We start from the raw sequence: 21968 nt of genomic DNA, 5'->3' as shown, positions 1-21968 counted from the left end.
CATGGCCAGAATGACGATGATCGAAGCGGTGCGCAGCGCCATGGACGTGTCGATGGCGCGCGACGATAATGTCGTCGTCTTCGGCGAGGACGTCGGTTATTTCGGCGGCGTTTTCCGCTGCACACAGGGGCTTCAGGCGAAATACGGCAAGACGCGCTGCTTCGACACCCCCATCAGCGAGTCCGGCATCGTCGGCACCGCCATCGGCATGGCCGCCTACGGGCTGAAACCCTGCGTCGAGATTCAGTTTGCCGACTATATGTATCCCGCTTACGACCAGCTCACGCAGGAAGCTGCGCGCATCCGCTACCGCTCGAACGGCGACTTCACCTGCCCGATCGTCGTGCGCATGCCGACGGGCGGCGGCATCTTCGGCGGGCAGACCCATAGCCAGAGCCCGGAGGCGCTCTTCACCCATGTTTGCGGGCTGAAGGTCGTCGTGCCGTCGAATCCCTATGACGCCAAGGGCCTCCTCATCTCGGCGATCGAGGACCCGGACCCGGTGATGTTCCTGGAGCCGAAGCGGCTTTATAACGGCCCCTTCGACGGGCATCACGAACGCCCGGTCACGGCCTGGTCCAAGCACGAGCTCGGCGACGTTCCGGACGGTCACTATACGATCCCGATCGGCAAGGCCGAGATCCGCCGCAAGGGCTCAGGCGTGACCGTCATCGCCTATGGTACGATGGTGCATGTAGCGCTCGCGGCGGCCGAGGAGACCGGTATCGACGCGGAAGTGATCGATCTGCGCAGTCTGTTGCCGCTCGACCTCGAGACGATCGTGCAATCGGCGAAGAAGACCGGGCGGTGCGTGGTCGTGCACGAGGCGACACTGACCTCGGGATTCGGTGCCGAACTCGCCGCCCTCATTCAGGAACACTGCTTCTATCACCTCGAATCCCCGGTCGTCCGGGTAACGGGTTGGGACACGCCCTATCCGCACGCACAGGAGTGGGATTATTTCCCCGGTCCGGCACGCGTCGGGCGTGCGCTCGCCGAAGCGATGGAGGGCTGACCCGTGGGTGAATTCATCATAAAGATGCCGGATGTCGGTGAAGGTGTCGCGGAGGCCGAGCTCGTCGAATGGCATGTGAAGCCCGGCGACCCGGTGCGCGAAGACATGGTGCTTGCCGCCGTCATGACCGACAAGGCGACGGTCGAAATCCCTTCGCCCGTCACCGGCAAGGTCCTGTGGCTCGGGGCGGAGGTCGGCGACACGGTCGCGGTGAAGGCGCCGCTGGTCAGGATCGAGACCGCCGGCGAGGCGGGCGAAGCTGCCCCGGACAGCGTCCCGGAGGCGCTGGCCGAAAAGGTGTTGGACGAGCCCGTCGCCGTCTCCTCCCGGCCCGAGGCCAAGGCGCCGCCGCAGCCTGAAAAGCCTGCGCCGAAACCCGCACCGGCGCCGCGCGAAGCGCCGGATCTTTCGGCAAAGCCGCTCGCCTCCCCGGCGGTGCGGCTGCGCGCCAGAGAGAGCGGCATCGATCTCAGGCAGGTAGCCGGCACCGGGCCGGCCGGCCGGATCACCCATGAGGATCTCGATCTCTTCATCAGCCGTGGCGCCGAGCCGCTGCTGGCTCAGACCGGCCTCGTCCGCAAGACCGCCGTCGAGGAGGTCAGGATGACCGGCCTCAGGCGCCGGATCGCCGAGAAGATGTCGCTCTCCACCTCACGCATCCCCCACATCACCTATGTGGAAGAGGTGGACATGACGGCGCTCGAGGATCTGCGCGCGACGATGAACCGCGACCGCAAGCCCGAGCAGGCCAAGCTCACGATCCTGCCTTTCCTGATGCGCGCGCTGGCAAAGACCGTCGCCGAGCAGCCCGGCGTCAACGCCACTTTCGACGACCATGCCGGCATCATCCACCGCCACGCCGCCGTCCATATCGGCATCGCCACCCAGACGCCCGCCGGCCTGACCGTTCCGGTGGTGCGCCATGCCGAGGCTCGCGGAATATGGGACTGCGCGGCCGAGCTCAACCGGCTGGCGGACGCCGCCCGTACCGGAACCGCGACGCGCGACGAACTCACCGGCTCGACCATCACCATCTCCTCGCTCGGCGCTATCGGCGGAATCGCTTCGACGCCGGTCATCAACCATCCGGAGGTGGCGATCGTCGGCGTCAACAAGATCGCCGTGCGTCCCGTCTGGGACGGCGCACAATTCGTCCCGCGCAAGATCATGAATCTCTCGTCGAGCTTCGATCACCGGGTCATCGACGGCTGGGATGCCGCGGTCTTCGTCCAGCGCCTGAAGACGCTGCTCGAAACGCCGGCGCTGATTTTCGTTGAAGGATAGGCGTCCATGAAGGAAATCTCCTGCAAGCTCCTGGTTCTCGGCGCCGGACCCGGCGGCTATGTCGCGGCGATCCGCGCCGGCCAGCTCGGCGTCAACACGGTGATCGTCGAGAAAGCGAAGGCCGGCGGCACCTGCCTGAATGTCGGCTGCATTCCGTCGAAGGCGCTGATCCATGCGGCGGACGAATATCACAGGCTGCGCGCGGCTGCCTCGGGCAAGAGCCCGCTCGGCCTTTCCTTGAGTGCTCCGGCGATCGACCTCAGGCGAACGATCGCCTGGAAGGACGGCATCGTCGGACGGCTGAACGGCGGGGTCACGGGGCTCCTGAAGAAGGCGGGCGTCAAGGCGGTCATCGGCGAAGGGCGCTTCGTCGACGGCAAGACCGTTGATGTGGAGACGGAAACCGGGCTCCAGCGCATTCGGGCGGAAGCAATCGTAATCGCGACCGGTTCGGCGCCGGTCGAGCTTCCCGACCTCCCCTTCGGCGGAAGCGTCATTTCCTCAACCCAAGCGCTGGCGCTGACGGACGTGCCGCAGACGCTCGCGGTCATCGGCGGCGGCTATATCGGTCTCGAACTCGGAACCGCCTTTGCCAAGCTGGGCTCCAAGGTCACCGTGCTCGAAGCGCTGGACCGGATCCTGCCGCAATACGATGCCGATCTCTCGAAGCCGGTGATGAAGCGGCTCGGCGATCTCGGTGTGGAGGTCTTCACCCGCACCGCGGCCAAACGGCTCTCCGCCGATCGGCGGGGCTTGCTTGCCGAGGAGAACGGCCGCGCCTTCGAGGTCCCGGCGGAGAAGGTCCTCGTCACCGTCGGCCGCCGGCCCGTGACGGATGGCTGGGGGTTGGAGGAAATCGACCTCGACCGCTCAGGCCGCTTCATCCGCATCGGCGACCAATGCCGCACCTCGATGCGCGGCGTCTATGCGATCGGCGACGTGACCGGCGAGCCGATGCTTGCGCACCGGGCGATGGCACAAGGCGAAATGGTCGCGGAAATCGTCGCCGGGCATAAGCGGAGCTGGGACAAGCGCTGCATTCCGGCGGTCTGCTTCACCGACCCGGAAATCGTCGGCGCCGGCCTCTCGCCGGAAGAGGCGCGCGCCGCCGGCATCGACGTCAAGATCGGCCAATTTCCCTTCCAGGCAAACGGCCGCGCCATGACGACGCTCTCCGAGGACGGCTTCGTGCGGGTCATCGCCCGCGCCGACAATCACCTGGTCCTCGGCATCCAGGCTGTCGGCCACGGCGTTTCGGAACTTTCGGCGACTTTTGCGCTGGCGATCGAGATGGGCGCGCGGCTGGAGGACATCGCCGGCACCATACATGCGCATCCGACCCAATCGGAAGCCTTCCAGGAGGCAGCCCTCAAGACGTTGGGGCACGCTCTGCATATTTGAAGCGACGCCCGAACCCCTCCCGCGCGCCGCCTACGGCATGCACGCACGTCTTGCGGGCTGGCGCGGCGGATACTGCTCATCCCTCGGGAACCCAACCGCCTCAACCTCCCTCGGTCGGGATTGCCCCTCAACCGGCTGCCGCCACCTTCTCCCCGCAAGCGGGGAGAAGGGACAAGCGGCGCCAACTGAATCCCGCATTCCCCGCCCGTTCGAGGGAGCGAGCGGGCGCGGCATATCCCTTCTCCCCGCCTGCGGGGAGAAGGTGCCGGCAGGCGGTTGAGGGGGTGGGTGACCGCTACTGCATGTTTACAGCCACCTTTGCGCGTCTGATAAGACGCGCGGCGCTGTAATGCCAATGTTGGCAAGGATTGACGATCACCCCATCCGTTCCGAGGCGTAGGAACCCGGGCTCGGCGGGAAGACGACGACGCGGTTGCCGTTGATGAAGCAGCGGTGGTGGATATGGGCGTGCACGGCCCGGGCCAGCACCTGGCTTTCGACGTCGCGGCCGATCGAGACATAATCCTCGGCCGACTGCGCATGGGTGATGCGGGCGATATCCTGCTCGATGATCGGACCCTCGTCGAGATCGGCGGTGACGTAATGCGCCGTCGCGCCGATCAGCTTCACGCCGCGCTCATAGGCCTGCTTGTAGGGGTTCGCCCCCTTGAACGACGGCAGGAAGGAGTGGTGGATGTTGATGATCTTCCCCGACATCTTCTTGCAGAGCGCGTCCGAAAGCACCTGCATGTAGCGGGCCAGCACGATCAGTTCGGCGCCGGTCTGCTCGACGACATCCATCAGCTGGGCTTCGGCCTTGGGCTTGTTCTCCTTCGTCACCTTGATGTGGTGGAAGGGGATGTCGTGGTTGACGACCACCTTCTGGTAGTCGAAGTGGTTGGAAACGACGCCGACGATGTCGATCGGCAGCGCCCCGATCTTCCAGCGATAGAGAAGATCGTTCAGGCAATGGCCGAAGCGCGACACCATGAGCAGCACCTTCATGCGCTCCTCGGAATCGCGGATCTCCATCATCATCTCGAAGCGCTTGATCACCGGCTCGAAGCCTTCGCGCAGCTCTTCGAGCTTGGCGCCATCCTGGCTGATGAAGGTGAGGCGCATGAAGAACAGGCCCGTCTGGAAATCGTCGAACTGCGAGCTGTCGCTGATATAGCAGCCCTTTTCGGCGAGATAGCCGGTGATGGCGGCGACGATGCCGCGGGTGGATTTGCAGCTGACGGTCAGCACATAGCTCTTCATCGATGAATCTCTCGTTTTGAGGTGTTCCCACGCGCCCCCTTACACGGGCAGTCGCGCAAAAACTAGCTTGGCGATCTGCGGCCCGCCGATCCATTCGCGACATCGGCTTGGCGGAACAGGCCACACGAGGTCCGGAATGACGAAATCGCATCCCGACGGGGATCTAAGGTTTTGCGCGGTCGGGATGCGCCCTCTGGAAGGCGTCGATGCCGGCGCAGCGGCGATCTATGGCGACCAGAAGCGGGCAGGCCGCAAGATCGACATCCCAGCGCCGCGCATTGTAGACCTGGGGCACAAGGCAGAGATCCGCCATCGTCGGACGATCGCCATGGCAGAATGCACCGGTCGCGGGGTGGTCCAGCATACGCTCGAAGGCAGCGAGACCCTCGCCGATGAATTTCTGCATCCACTCGCGCCGCGCGGCCTCGCCGTCGCCCGCGCCCGCCATCACACGGGCGACCACGCCGAGATTGCAGACGGGATGGATATCCATCGCCACGGCATAGGAAAGCGCGCGGACGCGTTGCCGGTCGATGGGATGGGCCGGGAGGAGACCCGTCCCATCCCGCGTCTCCGCAAGATATTCGATGATGGCGAGCGACTGGGTGAGGCGCTCGCCGTCGATGTCGAGCACCGGCACCAATCCCTGCGGATTCCGGGCGAGATGCTCCGGCGCGCGATGAGCCTTTGCGAGCAGGTCGACCGGGACGGAGCGATAGGCTTCGCCGCACAGGTTGAGGGCGATCCGCACCCGGTAGCTCGCCGACGAGCGCCAATAGTCGTAAAGCACGGTTTCGTTCGCCACACCCGTCTCCACCCTGCCCGGCCTCAGCCGCGCTCGTATTTTCCGACCTTCTGTTCGATGGCGCCGAAAATCGAATGGCCGGTGCGATCCTTCATCTCGATGCGGACGACATCGCCGAATTTCAGGAATTGCGTTTTCGGCGCCCCGCCTTCAATCGTCTCGATCATGCGCAATTCCGCGATGCACGAATAGCCGGCCCCGCCTTCCGAAACCGGCCTGCCCGGCCCGCCCTCGAGCTTGTTGGAAACGGTGCCCGAGCCGATGATCGTGCCGGCCGAAAGCGGCCTCGTTCGCGCGGCGTGCACGATCAGCTGCGGAAAATCGAAGGTCATGTCGATACCGGCATTGGCCCGCCCGAAGGGCTCGCCATTGAGATCGACGTGAAGCGGCAGATGCAGCTTCCCGCCATCCCAGGCTTCGCCGAGTTCCTCCGGCGTCACCGCGACCGGCGAGAAGGCGGAGGACGGCTTCGATTGATAGAAGCCGAAGCCCTTGGCGAGTTCTCCGGGAATGAGGCCCCGCAGGGAGACGTCGTTGACGAGCATGACTAGGCGGATCGCGGCCTTTGCTTCATCGAGCGTCGCACCCATGGGCACGTCGTCGACGATGACAGCGGCTTCGCCTTCCATATCGATGCCCCAGGCATCGTCGGCCATCAGGATCGGATCGCGTGGGCCGAGAAAACTGTCGGAACCGCCCTGATAGATCAGCGGATCGGTCCAGAAACTTGCCGGCATCTCGGCATTGCGCGCCTTTCGGACAAGCTCGACATGATTGACATAGGCCGAACCGTCCGCCCACTGGAAGGCACGCGGCAGCGGCGAGGCTGCGTCGTGCTCATGAAATCGCATGGTCGGCTGCGCCCCGGTCTCGATCCCCTCGGCGACGCGCTCCAGCCGCGGACCCGCATGCGCCCAGTCGTCGAGCGCAGCCTGCAGCGTGCGGGCGATATGACCCACCTCGGAGCAGCGGGTCAGGTCTTTCGAGACCACGACGAGCTTGCCGTCGCGGGTGGAATCTTTCAGCGTCGCGAGTTTCATGGAGTGGTGTTCCCGATGCGTTGTTGATCCTCGCCGGGTGGCGCGGATATTTGCAGCATGTCACGGTTCGGCGGCGGAAGTCACTTGATTCCAGGCGTGCCGTCGAATTTCCGTTCGAGGCCGGACCAGCAATCCATGTAGTCGTCCTGCAGCGTGTCGAGCTCTGCGGCAAACGTCGTCAGCTGCTGAGGGAAGCGGGTCTCGAACATGAAAGCCATGGTGTTGTCGAGCTTCACCGGCTTCAGCTCGCCGTTGGAAGCCTTCTCGAACCCGGAGAAGTCCGGCCCGTGCGCCAGCATCATGTTGTGCAGGCTCATGCCGCCCGGAACGAATCCTTCCTCCTTCGCATCGTAGCGCCCGTAGATCAAACCCATGAACTCGCTCATGATGTTGCGGTGATACCAGGGCGGGCGGAACGTATGTTCGGCGACCAGCCAGCGGGGCGGGAATATGACGAAGTCGACATTGGCCGTCCCCTCCTCTCCCGAAGGCGCCGTCAGCACCGTGAAGATCGACGGATCGGGATGGTCGAACAGGATCGCGCCGACGGGCGAGAAGGTCTTGAGGTCGTATTTGTAGGGCGCGTAATTGCCGTGCCAGGCAACGACGTCGAGCGGCGAATGGCCGATCTCGACCATATGGAACGAGCCGCACCACTTCACCTGTACCCGGCAGGGGGTTTCCTTGTCCTCGTAGGCGGCGACCGGCGTCTTGAAGTCGCGCGGATTGGCAAGGCAATTGGCGCCGATCGGGCCGCGATCCGGGAGCGTGAACTTCGCGCCGTAATTCTCGCAGATGTAACCGCGCCAGACCTTCTCCTCTCCGAGGCGAGTGACCTTGAACATCATGCCGCGCGGTATGAGGCAGATTTCGGACGGCTCCACGTCCATCCTGCCGAGTTCGGTGAAAACCTGGATCGCGCCCGTTTCGGGAACGATCAGCAACTCGCCGTCGGCGTTGAAGAAATAGTCGTCCACCATGTCGGCATTGAAGGCATAGGCATGCGCGGCCATGCCGGCTTGCGTCAGCGCGTCGCCCGCCGTCGTCATCGTGCGGATGCCTTGAAGGAAGTCCAGCGCTTCCGAGGGCGCCGGCAAAGGGCTCCAGCGCAACTGCCCGAGCGCCAGGGAATGCTCGCCCACATGCGGCGCTGTCTTCCAATGCGGATAGTCGACCCTGCGGAAGCGTCCGGTGTGGCGGACGCTCGGTCGGATCCGGTAGAGCCAGGAGCGCTCGTTCGTGCCGCGGGGTGCCGTAAAGGGTGAGCCGGAAAGCTGTTCGGCATAAAGGCCGTAATTGCATTTCTGCGGGCTGTTCTGCCCCTGCGGCAGCGCTCCGGGCAGGCTTTCCGTCTCGAAGTCGTTGCCGAATCCAGGCATATAGCCGGCTGCGCGCTGCTGACCCGAACCTGCCCGCCGCTGTTTTTCCGCCTTCTCCAACATGGCTTGAGCCTCCTCATTCCTTCGCTATATTAGTTACAAGCGTAACTGTCTGTTTTGTAACTATCAAGGAAGGAAAGCCATGGCCGAGGAGCGGTTCGAACTGGAGAACTTCCTGCCCTATCGGCTGAACCGGGCGGCGGAATTCGTCGCCCTCCGTTTTGCCGCACAATACAAAGCGCGATACCAGCTGACGCGCCCGGAATGGAGAACGCTTGCGGCACTCGGCAGCTCCCGCCGCAGCATGACGGCAACCGAAATCGGCGCGCACTCCACCATGCACAAGACGAAAGTAAGCCGCGCGGTCTTCAGCCTCGAGCAGCGCCGCTGGCTGAAGCGCGAGGAGGACGGGCGGGACCGCCGTTTCGAGCATCTGGCGCTGACGCCGGCGGGCCGGCAGGCCTATAGGGAGCTGACCGAGCTTGCGAGCGACTATCAGGCGGAGCTGCATTCCGTGCTTGGGGCAGAGAATATGAAGGCGCTCTCGCAGGGCCTGGGCGCCGTGGAGCGGGCGATCAATGACCGCTAGCAAAGGTGCGGACGGTTAACGCTTACCCCTTCATCCGCGCCGGTATCGGCAGCCCCTCGAAACTCTTGAGCGTCTCCAGTACGATCGATGTCTTGACGTGCTGCACGCTGTCATGCGGCAGGAGCACCTCGTTGACGAAGCGGGAGAGCCCGGCAAGATCCGGCGTCACGACGCGCAGATGGTAGTCCATTTCACCAGTCAGCGCGTAGGCCTCCAGCACCTCCGGCAGAGCCGAAACGAGATTGGCGAAACGCTTGGCATTGTCGCGATTGTGCGTGGCCAGCGTGACCGAAATCACCACCATCAGATCGAGCCCCAGCTTCTGACGGTCGATCTGCGCCTGGTAGCCGGTGATGAAGCCTTCCGCCTCCAGGCGCGTACGCCGGCGCGAACATTGCGAAGGAGACAGCGCGACGCGCTCGGACAATTCGTTGTTGGTCAGATGACCGTCGCGCTGCAGTTCGCTCAGGATCTTGAGATCGAATCCGTCAAGCAGCTCCATTCATGCACCCTCAAACGCTTCTCTGCACAATTCATGCGCCGATCCTGCTGAATCACGCAAGAATACAAGCACCATGCATCGAAACTGCGCCATAATCCAGCAGAGTTTGGAGGATAAGAGGAGACTGACGATGGGCCCGTTCCCACATGACGCACCGCCCCCCGCGATTTCGGCGGAGAACCCCGCCGGGACGGACGGTTTCGAGTTTGTGGAGTTCGCCCACCCGGAGCCGGAGAAGCTTGCGGAGCTCTTCGGCCGTATGGGCTATACGCCGGTCGCCAGGCACAAGTCCAAGGACATCACCGTCTGGCGGCAGGGCGATATCAACTATGTCCTGAATGCGGAAGCCGGATCGCATGCAATGCGCTTCGTCGGCGAGCACGGGCCCTGCGCCCCGTCGATGGCCTGGCGCGTCGTCGACGCGAAGCATGCTTTCGAGCACGCCGTCGACAAGGGCGCCGAAGCCTATACCGGCAACGACAAGTGCCTGGACGTGCCGGCGATCGTCGGCATCGGCGGCTCGCTTCTCTATTTCGTGGAAGCCTACGGCGAAAAGGGATCGGCCTATGACGCCGAGTTCGAATGGCTGGGAGAGCGTGATCCGAAGCCGGCCGGCGTCGGCTTCTACTATCTCGACCACCTGACCCACAACGTCTATCGCGGCAACATGGACAAGTGGTGGGCCTTCTATCGCGAACTGTTCAATTTCAAGCAGATCCATTTCTTCGACATCGATGGCCGCATCACCGGCCTCGTCAGCCGGGCGATTACCTCGCCCTGCGGCAAGATCCGCATTCCCCTGAACGAATCGAAGGACGACACGAGCCAGATCGAGGAATATCTGAAGAAGTACAAAGGCGAAGGCATCCAGCACATCGCCGTCGGTACCGAGGCGATCTACGATGCGACCGACAAACTCGCCGAAAACGGCCTGAAGTTCATGCCGGGGCCGCCGGAAACCTATTATGAAATGTCCCATCAGCGCGTTCACGGCCACGACGAGCCGATCGACCGGATGAGGACACACGGCATCCTGATCGACGGCGAGGGCGTGGTGAATGGCGGCATGACGAAGATCCTGCTGCAGATCTTCTCGCGAACGGTGATCGGACCGATCTTCTTCGAATTCATCCAGCGCAAGGGCGACGAGGGCTTCGGCGAAGGCAACTTCCGCGCATTGTTCGAATCGATCGAAGCCGACCAGATCCGGCGCGGCGTCCTTGGCCACGAGGCCGCGGAATAGCGGCTGCTGATGTCCAGTATGGCCGGAAACATAGAGCTGCCGGGCGGCGCCGTAGAGACGCCGCCCGGCAGCCTTGTCTTAGGGTCGAACGGTCAGTTGCGCCAGCGCGTCGGCGAGGGCGTGAGGGAAGGGCCCATGCCTCCGTCGTTTCTGAAATAGCGGGAGGCCGCCTCGGTGCGATTGCGCACGTTCATCTTCTTGTAGATGTTGCGCACATGCACCTTGACGGTGTTTTCGGACAGCCCGAGGCGATCTGCGATGATCTTGTTCTGCGTGCCCATGCAGATGAGATCGAGAATCTGGATTTCGCGTGTCGTAAGGACGACCTGGCCAAATCCTTTCCTGCGATCCGGATCGACATTTTCAGAAGCCGTCTCGTTCCGGGTGGCGAGGTCCCGCTCTCCAGGATTCTTTGGCGCGAGGCGCCTGAGCAGTGCGGCGGGAAAATGTTCGCCGCCCTTCATCAGGAGGTCGATGGCGGTGAGGCAGACATCGAGGTGGAGATTCAGGGGCAACACGCCGTGGATCATCCCCTCCTCGACCAGGTGCGAAACCGACGCGTCGAGCCCTTCCGCGTTGTCGACCAGCAGGCCGATCGCCGCTTTCGGATGAAACTCATGGATCATCCTGATGATCGACGGAAAGTTCGCCGTCGGCACGCGGTAGAGCATGACCAGCGTCACATCTACGAGGTTGCCGTCCAGAAGGCTGTCGGCGTCCGAAAGCCGCACCACTTCCCGGTCCTGAAAACGCGCGCCGATCGCCTGGGTCAGACACTCGGCGAAGAGGTCCGTCCTGGCTAGCATGACTATTTTGCTTTTTTTCGGTAATACACTTTTGCTGTCTTCGAACCCGCCCAACCCCGAACTCGCACGATACATTATCCCCTCCTCGGACTTCCCCTTGGTTTTTACGGGTTTTTTACCCATGTGGAGAAAGGCCCGCGTTGTGAAAATTGCTTGGATAAAAAAAATTTCTGGAAAAAAAGAATTTATGTTGGCTAATGTATCGTAAATATGGGGGATGTAAAACCGCCCAAAAGGATTAGGTGGCGGCCACAATCCTGTCTAAATCGTTCAAGAACGAACCAATTTTGGGCGAATCCGCGAAATTCGTACGGGATCGGCAACGCCACTCGCGCCTTTCGCCGGGCCCTCGGTTTTGAGGGGTGCCGCACCTTACGCCACGTCAGTCCCGCGAAGTTCTTCGCAGTAACTCGGACAAGTATTCGCCACTCCGTTTGACCAGGTCGATACTCACATCGGATTATCGCGAAGGTAATGCGGGCCGCGGCCAATACACTCGATCGGGTGCTGACGCAGGTGGCCGGCGCACTTTCCGCCACGGATTCCTGCAGCCGGCCTTCACTCCCGCGTTCCAAGCGGGCCCCGGCAAACGACCTGCACGACTCCGATCAACATTCTTGCGTATTTTCAGCTGCTTAGCGCAGCGGCTGGATCAATGTATATGCACAGGCATGGCGAGGGAAGCGCGAGCTGCGCTCGAAACGAGCGCTTCGGTTGCGGCGCATCGAATATAAGGCGAAAATTCCGAGACGGCCGGTGCCAGTCTCATAACCACAATAGGTAGCTTTCACTCAATAGCGTTCCAGATCACACTCCAATGGTCGCACCAACATTTTGTGCGTCTTCGGTCGTTGTTTCGCGTAGAAGATCGGAAGTATAGATACTTACGTTTATATGCCAAATCTTATGACTATGAATTTATCATACGTATAAATTTAGGCGCTTAGTATCGCGCTAAAATGACATTGCAAGCAGAGACGGAAGATTTCATTTCCGCTAAACCGCCAAAAGAGCCAGCGCCTCAAGAATCCTATAAAAGATGAAGGGTTTCGGTGCTGGCTCCCCCTCTTATGAGGAAGTGCTTATGCCCGATTCCTCACAGAAGAATCTTGGGCTCCACGACAACTTCAGTGCCGATGACGAGCTGAAGACGGGTGCGCTTGCCGATGGCGTAGCGACGAACACGTCCAGCAGATCGGTTGCCGGTGGCAGCACCAGTCTCACCGAGACCGCCGGGGGCGACTTTGCCTTCTCCCTCGGCGACGGCTTTTCCTTTTCCCTTGACGTCGACAATGTTCTGGGCAATGGCGCCAGCATCTACGAAGCCGGGTTCAGCCTCGCCCAGGCCAATAGCCTCGCCGATCAGGACCGTGCTTATGACGTCAGCAAGAGCGGCAATGCCGATCCCGGCGCAGGTAGCGGAGAGCCTGGTGGCGACGGCCTCGCCCCGGATGGTTGGGATCTCAAGGGCGAGGATGCGTCCCAACCCTCGACGGAGACGCCGCCAGGCCCGGTAAATCCGGACTTCCACCACGAAATCGTCCAGGGCGCGAACCTTCTCAGCAACGCCGACGTCAGCACCACCGTTGGCGATCCGGGCGTGATCCAGGCGGGGTCGGATGGCGACGTCGAATGACCGGATGCTCCGGCCGTGCAACGGGGAAGACCGATCGCGGGCGAACGCCCGCACGTTTCCTTCACTCGTACCCGTTTGAAGAAAAAAAGAGGTCGAAGGCACCCTTTGCTGCGGAAAGGGGAAGGATCGGACAATGCACTCGGAGAAGATCAACGAGATCGTTGCGCATTTCATAGGGCTGTTCAACACGGCTATCGATGACGCGCGTATAAGATTTGAATACCTGCAGGGATATGAAACCCCGAAGACTGTGCAAAAGGAAGATTCCGACTACGTACAATCGCCTGATTTCCGGTCTGACTTCGCGTTGAAAAGCTACGATCCCGATATCTCCTACGAACTCCGGACTTACGACATCGCCCGGCTCGACTCCGCCGATCATGCCGCCCCGTCACGGCATCACCTCGACCAACCGGCCGGCGCGGCGCAAGCCGGACAGGTGGATGTCCGGTCCCGGGAGGACCACGGCATCTCCGGCAACGGCCCCGAAGCGTCGGGTACGATGCCTCCTGCGGGTCCCGACCCGGTGTTCAGCCATATCTATCAGGCCAGCACCCTTCATGACGACGATGTCGTGAACCTGACCGGCATGCTTGTGGAACCGCGCAACCTGACGCATGTCGACCAAACGCTCGAAGATTTTCTCGCGGAAGCCCTTGAAGCCTCGCCCTTCGCGCAGATCGGCGCCGCCGATGTGCCCTCCTCTATCGCCGCAGGGGTGGCGAACCTTGAAGCACTTGCCTCCATGGCGGGCACCAGCCAACAGGCCGTTCCGGCCGCGCCCGCGGCAGGCGGACCGGAGAACCTTCCGCAAGCCGCCTCTCCGGACGAACTGGTGAAGAACGAGTCGGGCGATGCCGTTCTCATCGCAGAGCGCATTGAAGGCACCTATGTCAACGGCACCCGCGCCGAGACCGCGCCGGAACTGCGCGACAATCTTCCCGGGCGAGAGCACACCGCGCACCCCGCCGAGACGCCCCTCGACAAACCGCTTCAGAACGGCGACCTCGACATCGACGCGGGGACCAATGTCGTCGCCAATGTTGCCAGCGTCGTCGGCACTGCCGCGGCCGCACCCGTGACCGCCGTGATGGGCGACTACCATCAAATCGATGTCATCTCGCAATCCTACGTCTATGCCGACAGGGACACGCTCGACGGCGCCATCTCCGGTACATGCGCGACGATGACCACGACCGTCGCACTGAACATAGCAAGCTTCGGGGGAGGAGAATCCGGGGCGAGCCTCCCTGGGGAACCGGAGATTCCGGCCGAATCTCCGACATTCCCAAAAAGCTGGCAGGTGAATGTCGTCGAAGGCGACCTTTCCCTCGTCCATTGGATCGAGCAGTACAACTTCGTCAGCGACAATGACAGGCTGACCGTCACCAGGACGGGTGCGGAGACGACCGTACTCAGCGGCGGCAACACGGCAGTGAACGTCGCATCGTTCCTCGGCATTGCCGAGCATTACGATCTGGTCCTCGTCGGCGGCCGGCTCGTCGATCTCAACGTCATCAGCCAGATCTCGATCCTCTACGACAATGACGAGATCGCAGGCATATCCGCCGGCAACGGCATCACGCTGGACACGGGCGGCAATCTCGTCTGGAACATGGCCTCGATCGAAAACGTGAGCTCCGGCGGCGGCTTCGAGACGATGCCGGACTACTTTCACGAGGCCGCAGACCGGATGCGCGAGGGCGACGGCACATTGCCGGACGAACTCCTGCGCGACCATGATTTCGAGGGCTATGCCGACCTGCACATCCTGTTCATCACCGGCAATCTCTACGACATCACGATCGTCCAACAGGTCAGCATTCTCGGCGACGCCGATGCCGTCTCGTATGCCGCCGGCAAGGTGCTCGAAGATGGATCGGAGGCCTCGGTCACGGTGCATACGGGCAACAATGCCGTCGTCAATGTCGCCGAAATCATCGACTTCGACGGTTCCAGCGGGACGACCTATGTCGGAGGCGGATCCTATTCCGACGCGGTGCTCATTCAATCGGGAATAGTCGACGGGATGCCGGACCTTCAGCGGGAAAGTGGCGGTCTGACGACCGAACTCATCGCCTTTATCGGCGAGGATACGGCGCAGCAAGGCAAAGACATGGACGGCGATGTCGGCACCGACCAGTCCGGGAGCCAGTGGAGCGACGTCATGCATACGATACTGGCTTGAAGCCGATCCGCTTCGAGCCCTTGGGACTCCACAGGTTCGAGCGGAAGACCCGTTGGACGGTTCGAACCGAAACGACTTCAAGCGCAAGCGCAGGGGAGCGAGCATGAACGACATGTCGAAGTGGTATGCCGGGCGAGGCAAGCCGCAGCGCCACGATGTCGCACGGCTGGAGCTGCCCGGGACGGCCGAAGCCGAGGCTGTCACACGCTTCGGAAAGCGGTCAGGGTCGGACGGAAAGGCAGCCGCGGCAAGCTTCTCGGAGCGAGAGCAAGCATCGGCATCGACCGATGCGTGCCGCAACGAGGGCGAGGTTCCCAAGGTGGGACGACGGCAACCCCCAGGGCTGCCGCGAACGATCGACAATGATCCGGGCCCGATGAAGCAAGGCGACCTTCGCCCGGTTGAACCGAGCGCAACGGGTGAAGGGCAAGCGAGTGAAAACGGCGGTGGCCGGAGCACGCTTCACAAGCGCATGGGACCGGCGAACTTCGCCGCCAGCCTGCACAACGGCATGGCCGCTGTCCGCCGCAACATGCTGATCGTCATCGCTTTCACCCTGGCCATCAATGTCCTGGTCCTGGCCATCCCGATCTATCTGTTCCAGATATCCGACCGGGTCCTGACCAGCCGCTCGCAGGACACGCTGGTCATGCTGACGATCGCCGTGCTCGGCGCCGTGGCGCTCCAGGTTATTCTCGACGCGATCCGCCGCTTCATCCTGATGCGCACCGCCGTCGAAATCGAGGTCCAGCTCGGCACACCGATCCTCAGTGCGGCAGCCCGAGCCTCGCTGCACGGAAGCGGCCGGGACTACCAGATATTGGGCGACCTGCAGCAACTTCGCGCCTTCATCACCTCCGGCACGCTCACCGCCTTCCTCGACGCTCCGCTGACACCGCTCTTCGTGATCGTGGTCTACCTCATACAGCCACAACTCGGCATGATCGTCATCCTGTGCTGTACGGTTCTCTTCGTCATCGCCTATCTCAATCAGAAGGCGACCACAAAACCGTTCAGCGAAGCCAATGCCTCGCTCGGCCGGGCCAATTTTCATCTCGACTCGATGGCGCGCAACGCCCAGATCATCAATGCCATGGCGATGATTCCGGAAGCGGTGAGGATGTGGGGCCAGGAGACGGCGGCCTCGCTCAAGGCGCAGGTCTACGCTCAGGACCGCAACATAATGTTCACCGGCGCCTCCAGGGCCGTGCGGATGTTCACCCAGGTGGCGCTTCTCGGCTGGGGAGCGCATCTGGCGATGGAAGGGCAACTGACCGGCGGCATGGTGATCGCCGCTTCGATCATTGCCGGGCGTGCGCTCGCGCCCGTCGAAGGAGCCATCGAGGGCTGGAACCAGCTCAATCACTCCCGTGCCGCCTATCAGCGCATCAGGCAGCTCTTGCTCACCTCGCCCTTGAACTTCCCGCGGCTGCGCCTGCCGAAGCCGGAAGGCAGGCTCGACGTCGAGCGCATCCTCTTCGTCCCGCCGCCGCAGAAGCGGGTGATCCTGAACGGCATCTCCTTTTCGCTGGCAAAGGGGGAATCGCTTGCGGTCATCGGCAATTCCGGCTCCGGCAAAACCACCCTCGGCAAGATGCTGGTCGGCTCGATTCTGCCCACGTCCGGCAGTGTCCGCCTCGATCTCATGGACCTGCGCAACTGGGATCAGCGCCAGTTCGGCGAAAGCATCGGCTACCTTCCCCAGGACGTCCAGCTCTTCCCGGGAACGATCAAGGCCAATATCTGCCGCATGCGCGACGATGTCGACGACAGCTTGGTTTATGAGGCGGCGGTGCTCGCCGACGTGCACGAACTGATCGCAACCTTTCCGCAAGGCTACGAGACCGTGGTCGCCGCCGACGGCGCCCCGCTGTCGGGCGGTCAGAAACAGCGCATAGCTCTGGCGCGCGCCTTCTTCGGCAATCCGAAATTCGTCGTCCTCGACGAGCCGAATTCGAACCTCGACAGCAATGGCGAGGCCGCACTTGCCCGCGCGCTGTTGCATGCCAGGAAGGAGGGCATCACCACCGTCACCATCACGCAGCGCCCTGCTCTCCTGCAATGTGTCGACAAGATCATGGTGCTGCACGAAGGCACCGTGGCGATGTTCGGCGCCCGAAACGAGGTGCTCGCCGCGCTTGGCGCAAAGGCCGAAGGCGAACGCGGGCAGTCCCGCATTCACGGAGAGTGACGATGCAAAGCGACAAGCGGAGCGGCGAACCTCGAAATCCGGCGGATTGGTATGCCGAGGTCCCCCGTTCGATCCGGCTCCACACTCTGCTTGGCCTGGCGCTGATCGCGATCTCCTTCGGCGGCTTCGGCTACTGGGCTTTCGCGGCACCGCTCGCCGCGGCAATCATCGCGCAGGGAAGCTTCGTCGCCAACGGCAACAACAAGATCGTCCAGCATCTGGAAGGCGGCATCATCGAGGAACTGCTGGTCGCCGAGGGCGACAAGGTCAAGGCCGGCGACATTCTCGTGAAGCTCGACCAGACGGTCGCCCGGGCCAACGCACGCATGCTCAACCTCAAGCGCCTCCGCCTGGAGGCAGTCGTCGGGCGGTTGAGGGCGGAGGCGGTGGGCGAAGACGCCTTCAGCGTACCCCAAATTGTCGCCCGACAGGCCGACGATCCCGACGTTCGCGCCATCATGGAAAGCCAGAACGTCAATTTTCAGAGCAAGAAGATCAAGCTGCGCGACCAGCTGAACCTGATCGACCAGAACATCCGTTCGCTCGAATTCCGGGCCAGGGGATACGCTCTGCAGCAGGCATCGTTCAACCGGCAGCTGGAGATTCTCAACGAGGAGCGGGAGGCCAAGAGCAAGCTCGCCGACAAGGGCCTGATCCGGCGCCCGGAACTCATGGCGTTGGACCGCGCGATCGCCGACGCGATCGGCGAGATCGGCCGGCTCGAATCCGAGGTCAAGGAGAGCTACACGCAGATCGACCGCTACCGCCAGGAGGCGGTCATCGCCGTCAATACCAACAAGCAGGCGGCGCTCGACGGCCTCGAAGCGGCCGAGGCCGATCTCGACAGCGTACGCGAGCAGGTTCGGGAGGCGTCCGAAGTGCTCGGCCGCGCCACCATCCGTTCGCCTGTCGACGGCACCGTCGTACGCAGCTACTTCCATACGGCCGGCGGCGTCATCGCAAGCGGAAAGCCGATCATGGAGATCCTGCCGGCCAATGTGCCGCTGATCATCGAGGCGCAGCTGCTGCGTACCGCCATCGATCAGCTCAAGGTCGGCGAGGACGCGACGATCCGGCTTTCGGCACTCAATCGCCGCACGACGCCGGTGCTGAAAGGCAAGGTCTTCTACGTCTCGGCGGATTCGATCGAGGAGGAAGTAGCCGGCGGCCAGCAGCGCGACGTCTATATCGTGCGCGTCGAAGTGCCGGCGAGCGAGATCGGACGCATCCACGGCTTCCACCCCGTGCCCGGCATGCCGGCCGAGGTGCTGATCACCACCTCGGAGCGCACCTTCTTCGAATATCTGACGAAGCCCATCACAGACAGCATGTCGCGCGCGTTCAAGGAGACCTGAATGCAGGACATCGATGGAAGCCGGTTTCGATCGGCGGAAAATGCAATTGCGCAAATCCGGTCCTGGCGCATCATTCTCGGGACCGCTTGGAGATCGCCATGGCGGCTGCACAGGATGTGCTTTTGCTCGTTGGTCGCCTGAACTACGTGTGGACCAACACCGAAAGCCTGCTGATCTACGTGATCGCCCACCTTCTGGGGGTGGAAAAGGACGCGGCCATCGTCGTTTTCCTGACGCTGAATACGACCCGCGCGCGTATCGATCTGACAGAGCGTCTGGCGAAGCTGCCGCGGATCCCCGTGGCGACTCGCGACGAGGTGCTCGCCATAACCCTGCGCCTGAAGCAGCAATCGAAGATGCGCAACAAGTACAATCACTGCATCTACTCCGTCGACGAGCAGGGCGAGATTTCGAGCACGCAGCTGATGCGGCTCGTCGAAGGCGAGAAGGATGTGCGCTACGGCAAGGTCGAGCAGCTCGATGCCCGCGAGATGGCGCGTCTCGACAATGCGGTCCGCGAGATCACCGATATCAGCAAACGTCTGTGGACGTTCATTCGATCGAGACCGAACTTCGACGAGCGCTCCATATAGGGGAGCAGCCGAATACCGGCACTCGGTGGTTGTCCTGCGCAGTTGGACGGTGTATACTGAATAGAAGCATTATTATATTCAATTATTCACTAACGTAACGATTTTGGCGAGTATCGAGTATACTGCCTCAAAGAGGCGACAATGACAGTCCACGTTATCGACTGCATCGAAGAATTTAAAAAAAATCATAGAAACTGGAACAAGATATATCGTTCAGATCCGGAAGCGCACGCTTTTCTCTCCTGGCCCTGGCTGCAGGAATACCTTCCGCACCGCGAGAGGTGGCTCATTCTGGCCTGGAAGCACCGCGCCGCCGGAAAACGGTACGACGCGTTCTTGCCGCTCGAGCTGGCGACCTCTCAGGACGAGGACACGGGACTCTTCGTCGACGAAATCCTGATGATCGGCAATCACGGAACCGGACGCACCGGTTTCCTCTGCACACCTGGCCTTGAAAGCGAGGCGGCAGACGCATTCGCCGGCATCCTCGCTTCCGAAAACTGGACAAGCATCCGGTTCGACCGTTGCGGCGCGGCCTCGGCGCGGCTCGACCGGTTGCTCGATGCCTTTCCCGAAGGGGAGTTTGCGCGCGTCGACACCGCCGACGAGGGAGAGAGGATCGACGCCTGCGGGCGTCGCCTCCGCAGTATGCTTCTCAGAACCCTCACGGGCAGGAACCTGCGCGACTGTCTCAATCGCCGCAGCCTCGGCATCGTATTGGAGCGGGCGGTGGCGCTGCACGCCTTCGGCGACTTCGACGGAGCCGAAGCGGGGTATCGGCAGCTGATCCGCACCGTTCCGGGACATATCGAGGCACGCTGTCGCCTTGCGCATCTCTTGAGCGACGTTGGCGACTATGTGGAGGCGGAGCATCTCTATCGCACTTTGCTGCCGGCGGTGCCGAACGCGGACGACGTTCTCCACTGGCTCGGCGACACGCAAATGGCGCAGGCATCCTACCGCAAGGCGGGCAAGACGTTTCAAGAGCTGCTTGCCCGCTATCCGCATCGAGGCATCCTGCGCTATAAACTCGCGGTCGCGCGCTTGGCTTCAGGCCAAAGGGATGCCGCTATCGCCACCTTCCAGAGCTTCCACGACATCGTATCCGATGACGCGAACCACTTCCTCTGCAAGACAAGGGCACAGGAGATATTGATCCGCCTGAAGGGTATCGCCGGCATGGAGCAAGAGACGGAGCCGGAACAGGAGACGCAAGCGCACGAGGATGCCATTCGGCTGACGGCGGCTGCGCAGCCGCTCCTGACACCTCTGCTGCCCGCGGGCTCATCGGCCCATCTTCATGCGACACCCTCGACATATGGCTGGAAGGCCTCGAAATTGAAGCACTGAAGCCGGTTCCTGTTTGCACCCCGCCACAGCGGCGCGCCCTGCCGGGGCGCGCGCAGTCGCTGTGAACGAGTCCAACAGGTTGGAGGGGGATGCGGGCGGAAAACCGCACGCACTCCCGCTCTGCCTTATGAACGCTTTTGAATGATGCCGTAGACGACGTTACGGTTTGCACCGAACTGCACGCGCGCTTCGATGGCTTCCCTGTCAGCGCTGGCATGGATGATCTGCCACATGTCGAACTCCGATCGAAGCAGCAGCGCCCAGTTCATGAAAGTTTCCATGTAGCCGTCGACATGGATGTCGCGCGCGAAATTGGCAAAGAGGAAGACCCCGTTCGGCTTCAGCATTTCCAGGCATCTGCGCGTGAGCTTCACCGCCACCTTTTCGGTAAGGTAATCGTAAAGCCCGGCGGCGTAGATGAAATCGAACTGGCCGAGCTCCTGTGACCTGGTGAGAAGACTTTTGACCGACCCGTCGACTGCCTCGATGCGTGTTCCCATGAAGTCGCGCGCGATCGAACCGACGCTCAGCGGATCCTGATCGAGGGCGACCCACCGTTTCAGGCTTCCCTCCCGCAAGGCTGCCGAGCGGTTGGCCTCGCGCAGGTGCCCGGCCGCGATCGTCAGGATCTCGGCCTCCCCTCCCCGTGTCGCCGCAATCTCATCGACATGGCGCGTCAGCAGGTCGCGCCGCTCCCGCACGGCCACCGAAGACGAGGCCTCCTTGGTGTAATCGTAGAGCGCTCGCCCGAGCGGCGTGGCCTTTGCGACCTCCCCGGCAATGCTCGGATGTCCATAGATGAAGTCGAGCAACTGGGCGTCGCCGGAATAACCTCGGGGCTTTTCGAACGACCAGCGCGTAAACGGGTCCTGCAGGAAGAAGTCCGATACCGCGTGATTCTGCACCAGTGGTATCAGCTCCTGCCAGACGCTCGGCTGATACTTGTTGCGCGCCTCATGAAGAGACCCGGCAATCCTATGTATTATTTCCGCAGGGTCTCGCCTTTGTCCGAACTGTTGCTGCGCGATGTTCAAAATCAGCGCAATCTCGGCCTTTCCTGTCGCCAGCTGTTCTTCGTAAAACTCGATTCTCTGGGAATTGAATTCGGTTGCGATGGCGGCGGGCGTAATGAGGCTCTCGCCGTCTAGTACGATCTGAAATTGGCTCACGCGTTACTCATCCGTTAACTGTTTGTTAACATTATGCGCAGGACGCGGCACCGCGCCAGCCGGGTTTCAAGTTTTCGAATAATATGGTTAATAAAAACAGCCATTGGATTGTTTCAATACACTATTGAACACTCTTCTGATCTTTGCCAATTCAGCAAAACT

At 62.1% G+C, this 21968-nt stretch carries 18 protein-coding genes; 11 read left to right on the top strand and 7 right to left on the bottom strand.

Annotated elements, in window-relative coordinates:
* Window position 1: 1 nt before the first annotated feature.
* The 3 genes from M1D34_RS00230 to lpdA are packed head-to-tail and all read left to right on the top strand — an operon-like array spanning window position 2 to window position 3700.
* Window positions 2–1015, top strand: a complete 1014-nt coding sequence (locus M1D34_RS00230; protein WP_028009879.1) for an alpha-ketoacid dehydrogenase subunit beta — start codon at window positions 2–4, stop codon at window positions 1013–1015.
* Between the two features lie 3 nt (window positions 1016–1018).
* Complete coding sequence (locus M1D34_RS00225; protein WP_498780111.1) at window positions 1019–2299, top strand: dihydrolipoamide acetyltransferase family protein; 1281 nt, start codon at window positions 1019–1021, stop codon at window positions 2297–2299.
* Window positions 2300–2305: 6 nt separating this feature from the next.
* Complete coding sequence (gene lpdA, locus M1D34_RS00220; protein ID WP_498780109.1) at window positions 2306–3700, top strand: dihydrolipoyl dehydrogenase; 1395 nt, start codon at window positions 2306–2308, stop codon at window positions 3698–3700.
* Between the two features lie 375 nt (window positions 3701–4075).
* On the opposite strand, the gene purU is transcribed toward lpdA, so the two are convergent.
* The 4 genes from purU to hmgA form a co-directional block, all read right to left on the bottom strand.
* On the bottom strand, window positions 4076–4960 hold the full coding sequence (gene purU, locus M1D34_RS00215) for a formyltetrahydrofolate deformylase (RefSeq protein WP_003536756.1): 885 nt from the start codon (window positions 4958–4960) through the stop codon (window positions 4076–4078).
* 163 nt (window positions 4961–5123) lie between these two features.
* The gene (gene maiA / locus M1D34_RS00210) at window positions 5124–5777 is read right to left on the bottom strand and encodes a maleylacetoacetate isomerase (RefSeq protein WP_010970301.1); all 654 of its coding nucleotides are present in this window, start codon (window positions 5775–5777) and stop codon (window positions 5124–5126) included.
* Window positions 5778–5788: 11 nt separating this feature from the next.
* On the bottom strand, window positions 5789–6805 hold the full coding sequence (locus M1D34_RS00205; protein WP_003536759.1) for a fumarylacetoacetate hydrolase family protein: 1017 nt from the start codon (window positions 6803–6805) through the stop codon (window positions 5789–5791).
* Between the two features lie 80 nt (window positions 6806–6885).
* Window positions 6886–8247, bottom strand: a complete 1362-nt coding sequence (hmgA, locus tag M1D34_RS00200) for a homogentisate 1,2-dioxygenase (protein WP_010970302.1) — start codon at window positions 8245–8247, stop codon at window positions 6886–6888.
* A gap of 79 nt (window positions 8248–8326) precedes the next feature.
* On the opposite strand from hmgA, the gene M1D34_RS00195 reads away from it, so the two are divergent.
* Window positions 8327–8773, top strand: coding sequence for a MarR family winged helix-turn-helix transcriptional regulator (locus M1D34_RS00195; protein ID WP_028011455.1), 447 nt, complete (start codon window positions 8327–8329; stop codon window positions 8771–8773).
* 22 nt (window positions 8774–8795) lie between these two features.
* Here the strand turns inward: M1D34_RS00195 and M1D34_RS00190 are convergent, their stop codons facing one another.
* A complete protein-coding gene (locus tag M1D34_RS00190; RefSeq protein WP_003536762.1) occupies window positions 8796–9275 on the bottom strand; it encodes an Lrp/AsnC family transcriptional regulator in 480 nt (159 codons plus the stop codon).
* Window positions 9276–9405: 130 nt separating this feature from the next.
* Here M1D34_RS00190 and hppD point away from each other — a divergent pair, with 130 nt between their 5' ends.
* Window positions 9406–10518, top strand: a complete 1113-nt coding sequence (gene hppD / locus M1D34_RS00185; RefSeq protein ID WP_498780104.1) for a 4-hydroxyphenylpyruvate dioxygenase — start codon at window positions 9406–9408, stop codon at window positions 10516–10518.
* A gap of 92 nt (window positions 10519–10610) precedes the next feature.
* Here hppD and M1D34_RS00180 read toward each other — a convergent pair whose 3' ends face one another.
* Window positions 10611–11399, bottom strand: a complete 789-nt coding sequence (locus tag M1D34_RS00180) for a helix-turn-helix transcriptional regulator (protein WP_498781670.1) — start codon at window positions 11397–11399, stop codon at window positions 10611–10613.
* Window positions 11400–12408: 1009 nt separating this feature from the next.
* Between M1D34_RS00180 and M1D34_RS00175 the strand changes: the two genes are divergently transcribed.
* The 6 genes from M1D34_RS00175 (at window position 12409) to M1D34_RS00150 (ending at window position 20637) form a co-directional block, all read left to right on the top strand.
* Complete coding sequence (locus M1D34_RS00175; protein WP_498780102.1) at window positions 12409–12960, top strand: hypothetical protein; 552 nt, start codon at window positions 12409–12411, stop codon at window positions 12958–12960.
* 133 nt (window positions 12961–13093) lie between these two features.
* Complete coding sequence (locus M1D34_RS00170) at window positions 13094–15148, top strand: hypothetical protein (RefSeq protein ID WP_498780100.1); 2055 nt, start codon at window positions 13094–13096, stop codon at window positions 15146–15148.
* A gap of 103 nt (window positions 15149–15251) precedes the next feature.
* Window positions 15252–17339: a type I secretion system permease/ATPase gene (locus tag M1D34_RS00165; protein WP_164835152.1), complete on the top strand. Its 2088-nt coding sequence runs from the start codon at window positions 15252–15254 to the stop codon at window positions 17337–17339.
* Window positions 17340–17341: 2 nt separating this feature from the next.
* Window positions 17342–18694: an HlyD family type I secretion periplasmic adaptor subunit gene (locus M1D34_RS00160; RefSeq protein ID WP_498780098.1), complete on the top strand. Its 1353-nt coding sequence runs from the start codon at window positions 17342–17344 to the stop codon at window positions 18692–18694.
* 98 nt (window positions 18695–18792) lie between these two features.
* Complete coding sequence (locus tag M1D34_RS00155; protein ID WP_003536777.1) at window positions 18793–19287, top strand: hypothetical protein; 495 nt, start codon at window positions 18793–18795, stop codon at window positions 19285–19287.
* Window positions 19288–19428: 141 nt separating this feature from the next.
* Window positions 19429–20637 carry a tetratricopeptide repeat protein gene (locus M1D34_RS00150; protein ID WP_127595857.1) on the top strand — a complete coding sequence of 403 codons (1209 nt, stop codon included), beginning with the start codon at window positions 19429–19431 and terminating at the stop codon, window positions 20635–20637.
* 125 nt (window positions 20638–20762) lie between these two features.
* Here M1D34_RS00150 and M1D34_RS00145 read toward each other — a convergent pair whose 3' ends face one another.
* Complete coding sequence (locus M1D34_RS00145) at window positions 20763–21806, bottom strand: class I SAM-dependent methyltransferase (RefSeq protein ID WP_003535701.1); 1044 nt, start codon at window positions 21804–21806, stop codon at window positions 20763–20765.
* Window positions 21807–21968 lie beyond the last annotated feature (162 nt).

Source organism: Ensifer sp. D2-11, assembly GCF_054161295.1.
Note: the sequence above shows the minus strand (reverse complement) of the source record. Positions and strands in the feature narration are given on the sequence as shown.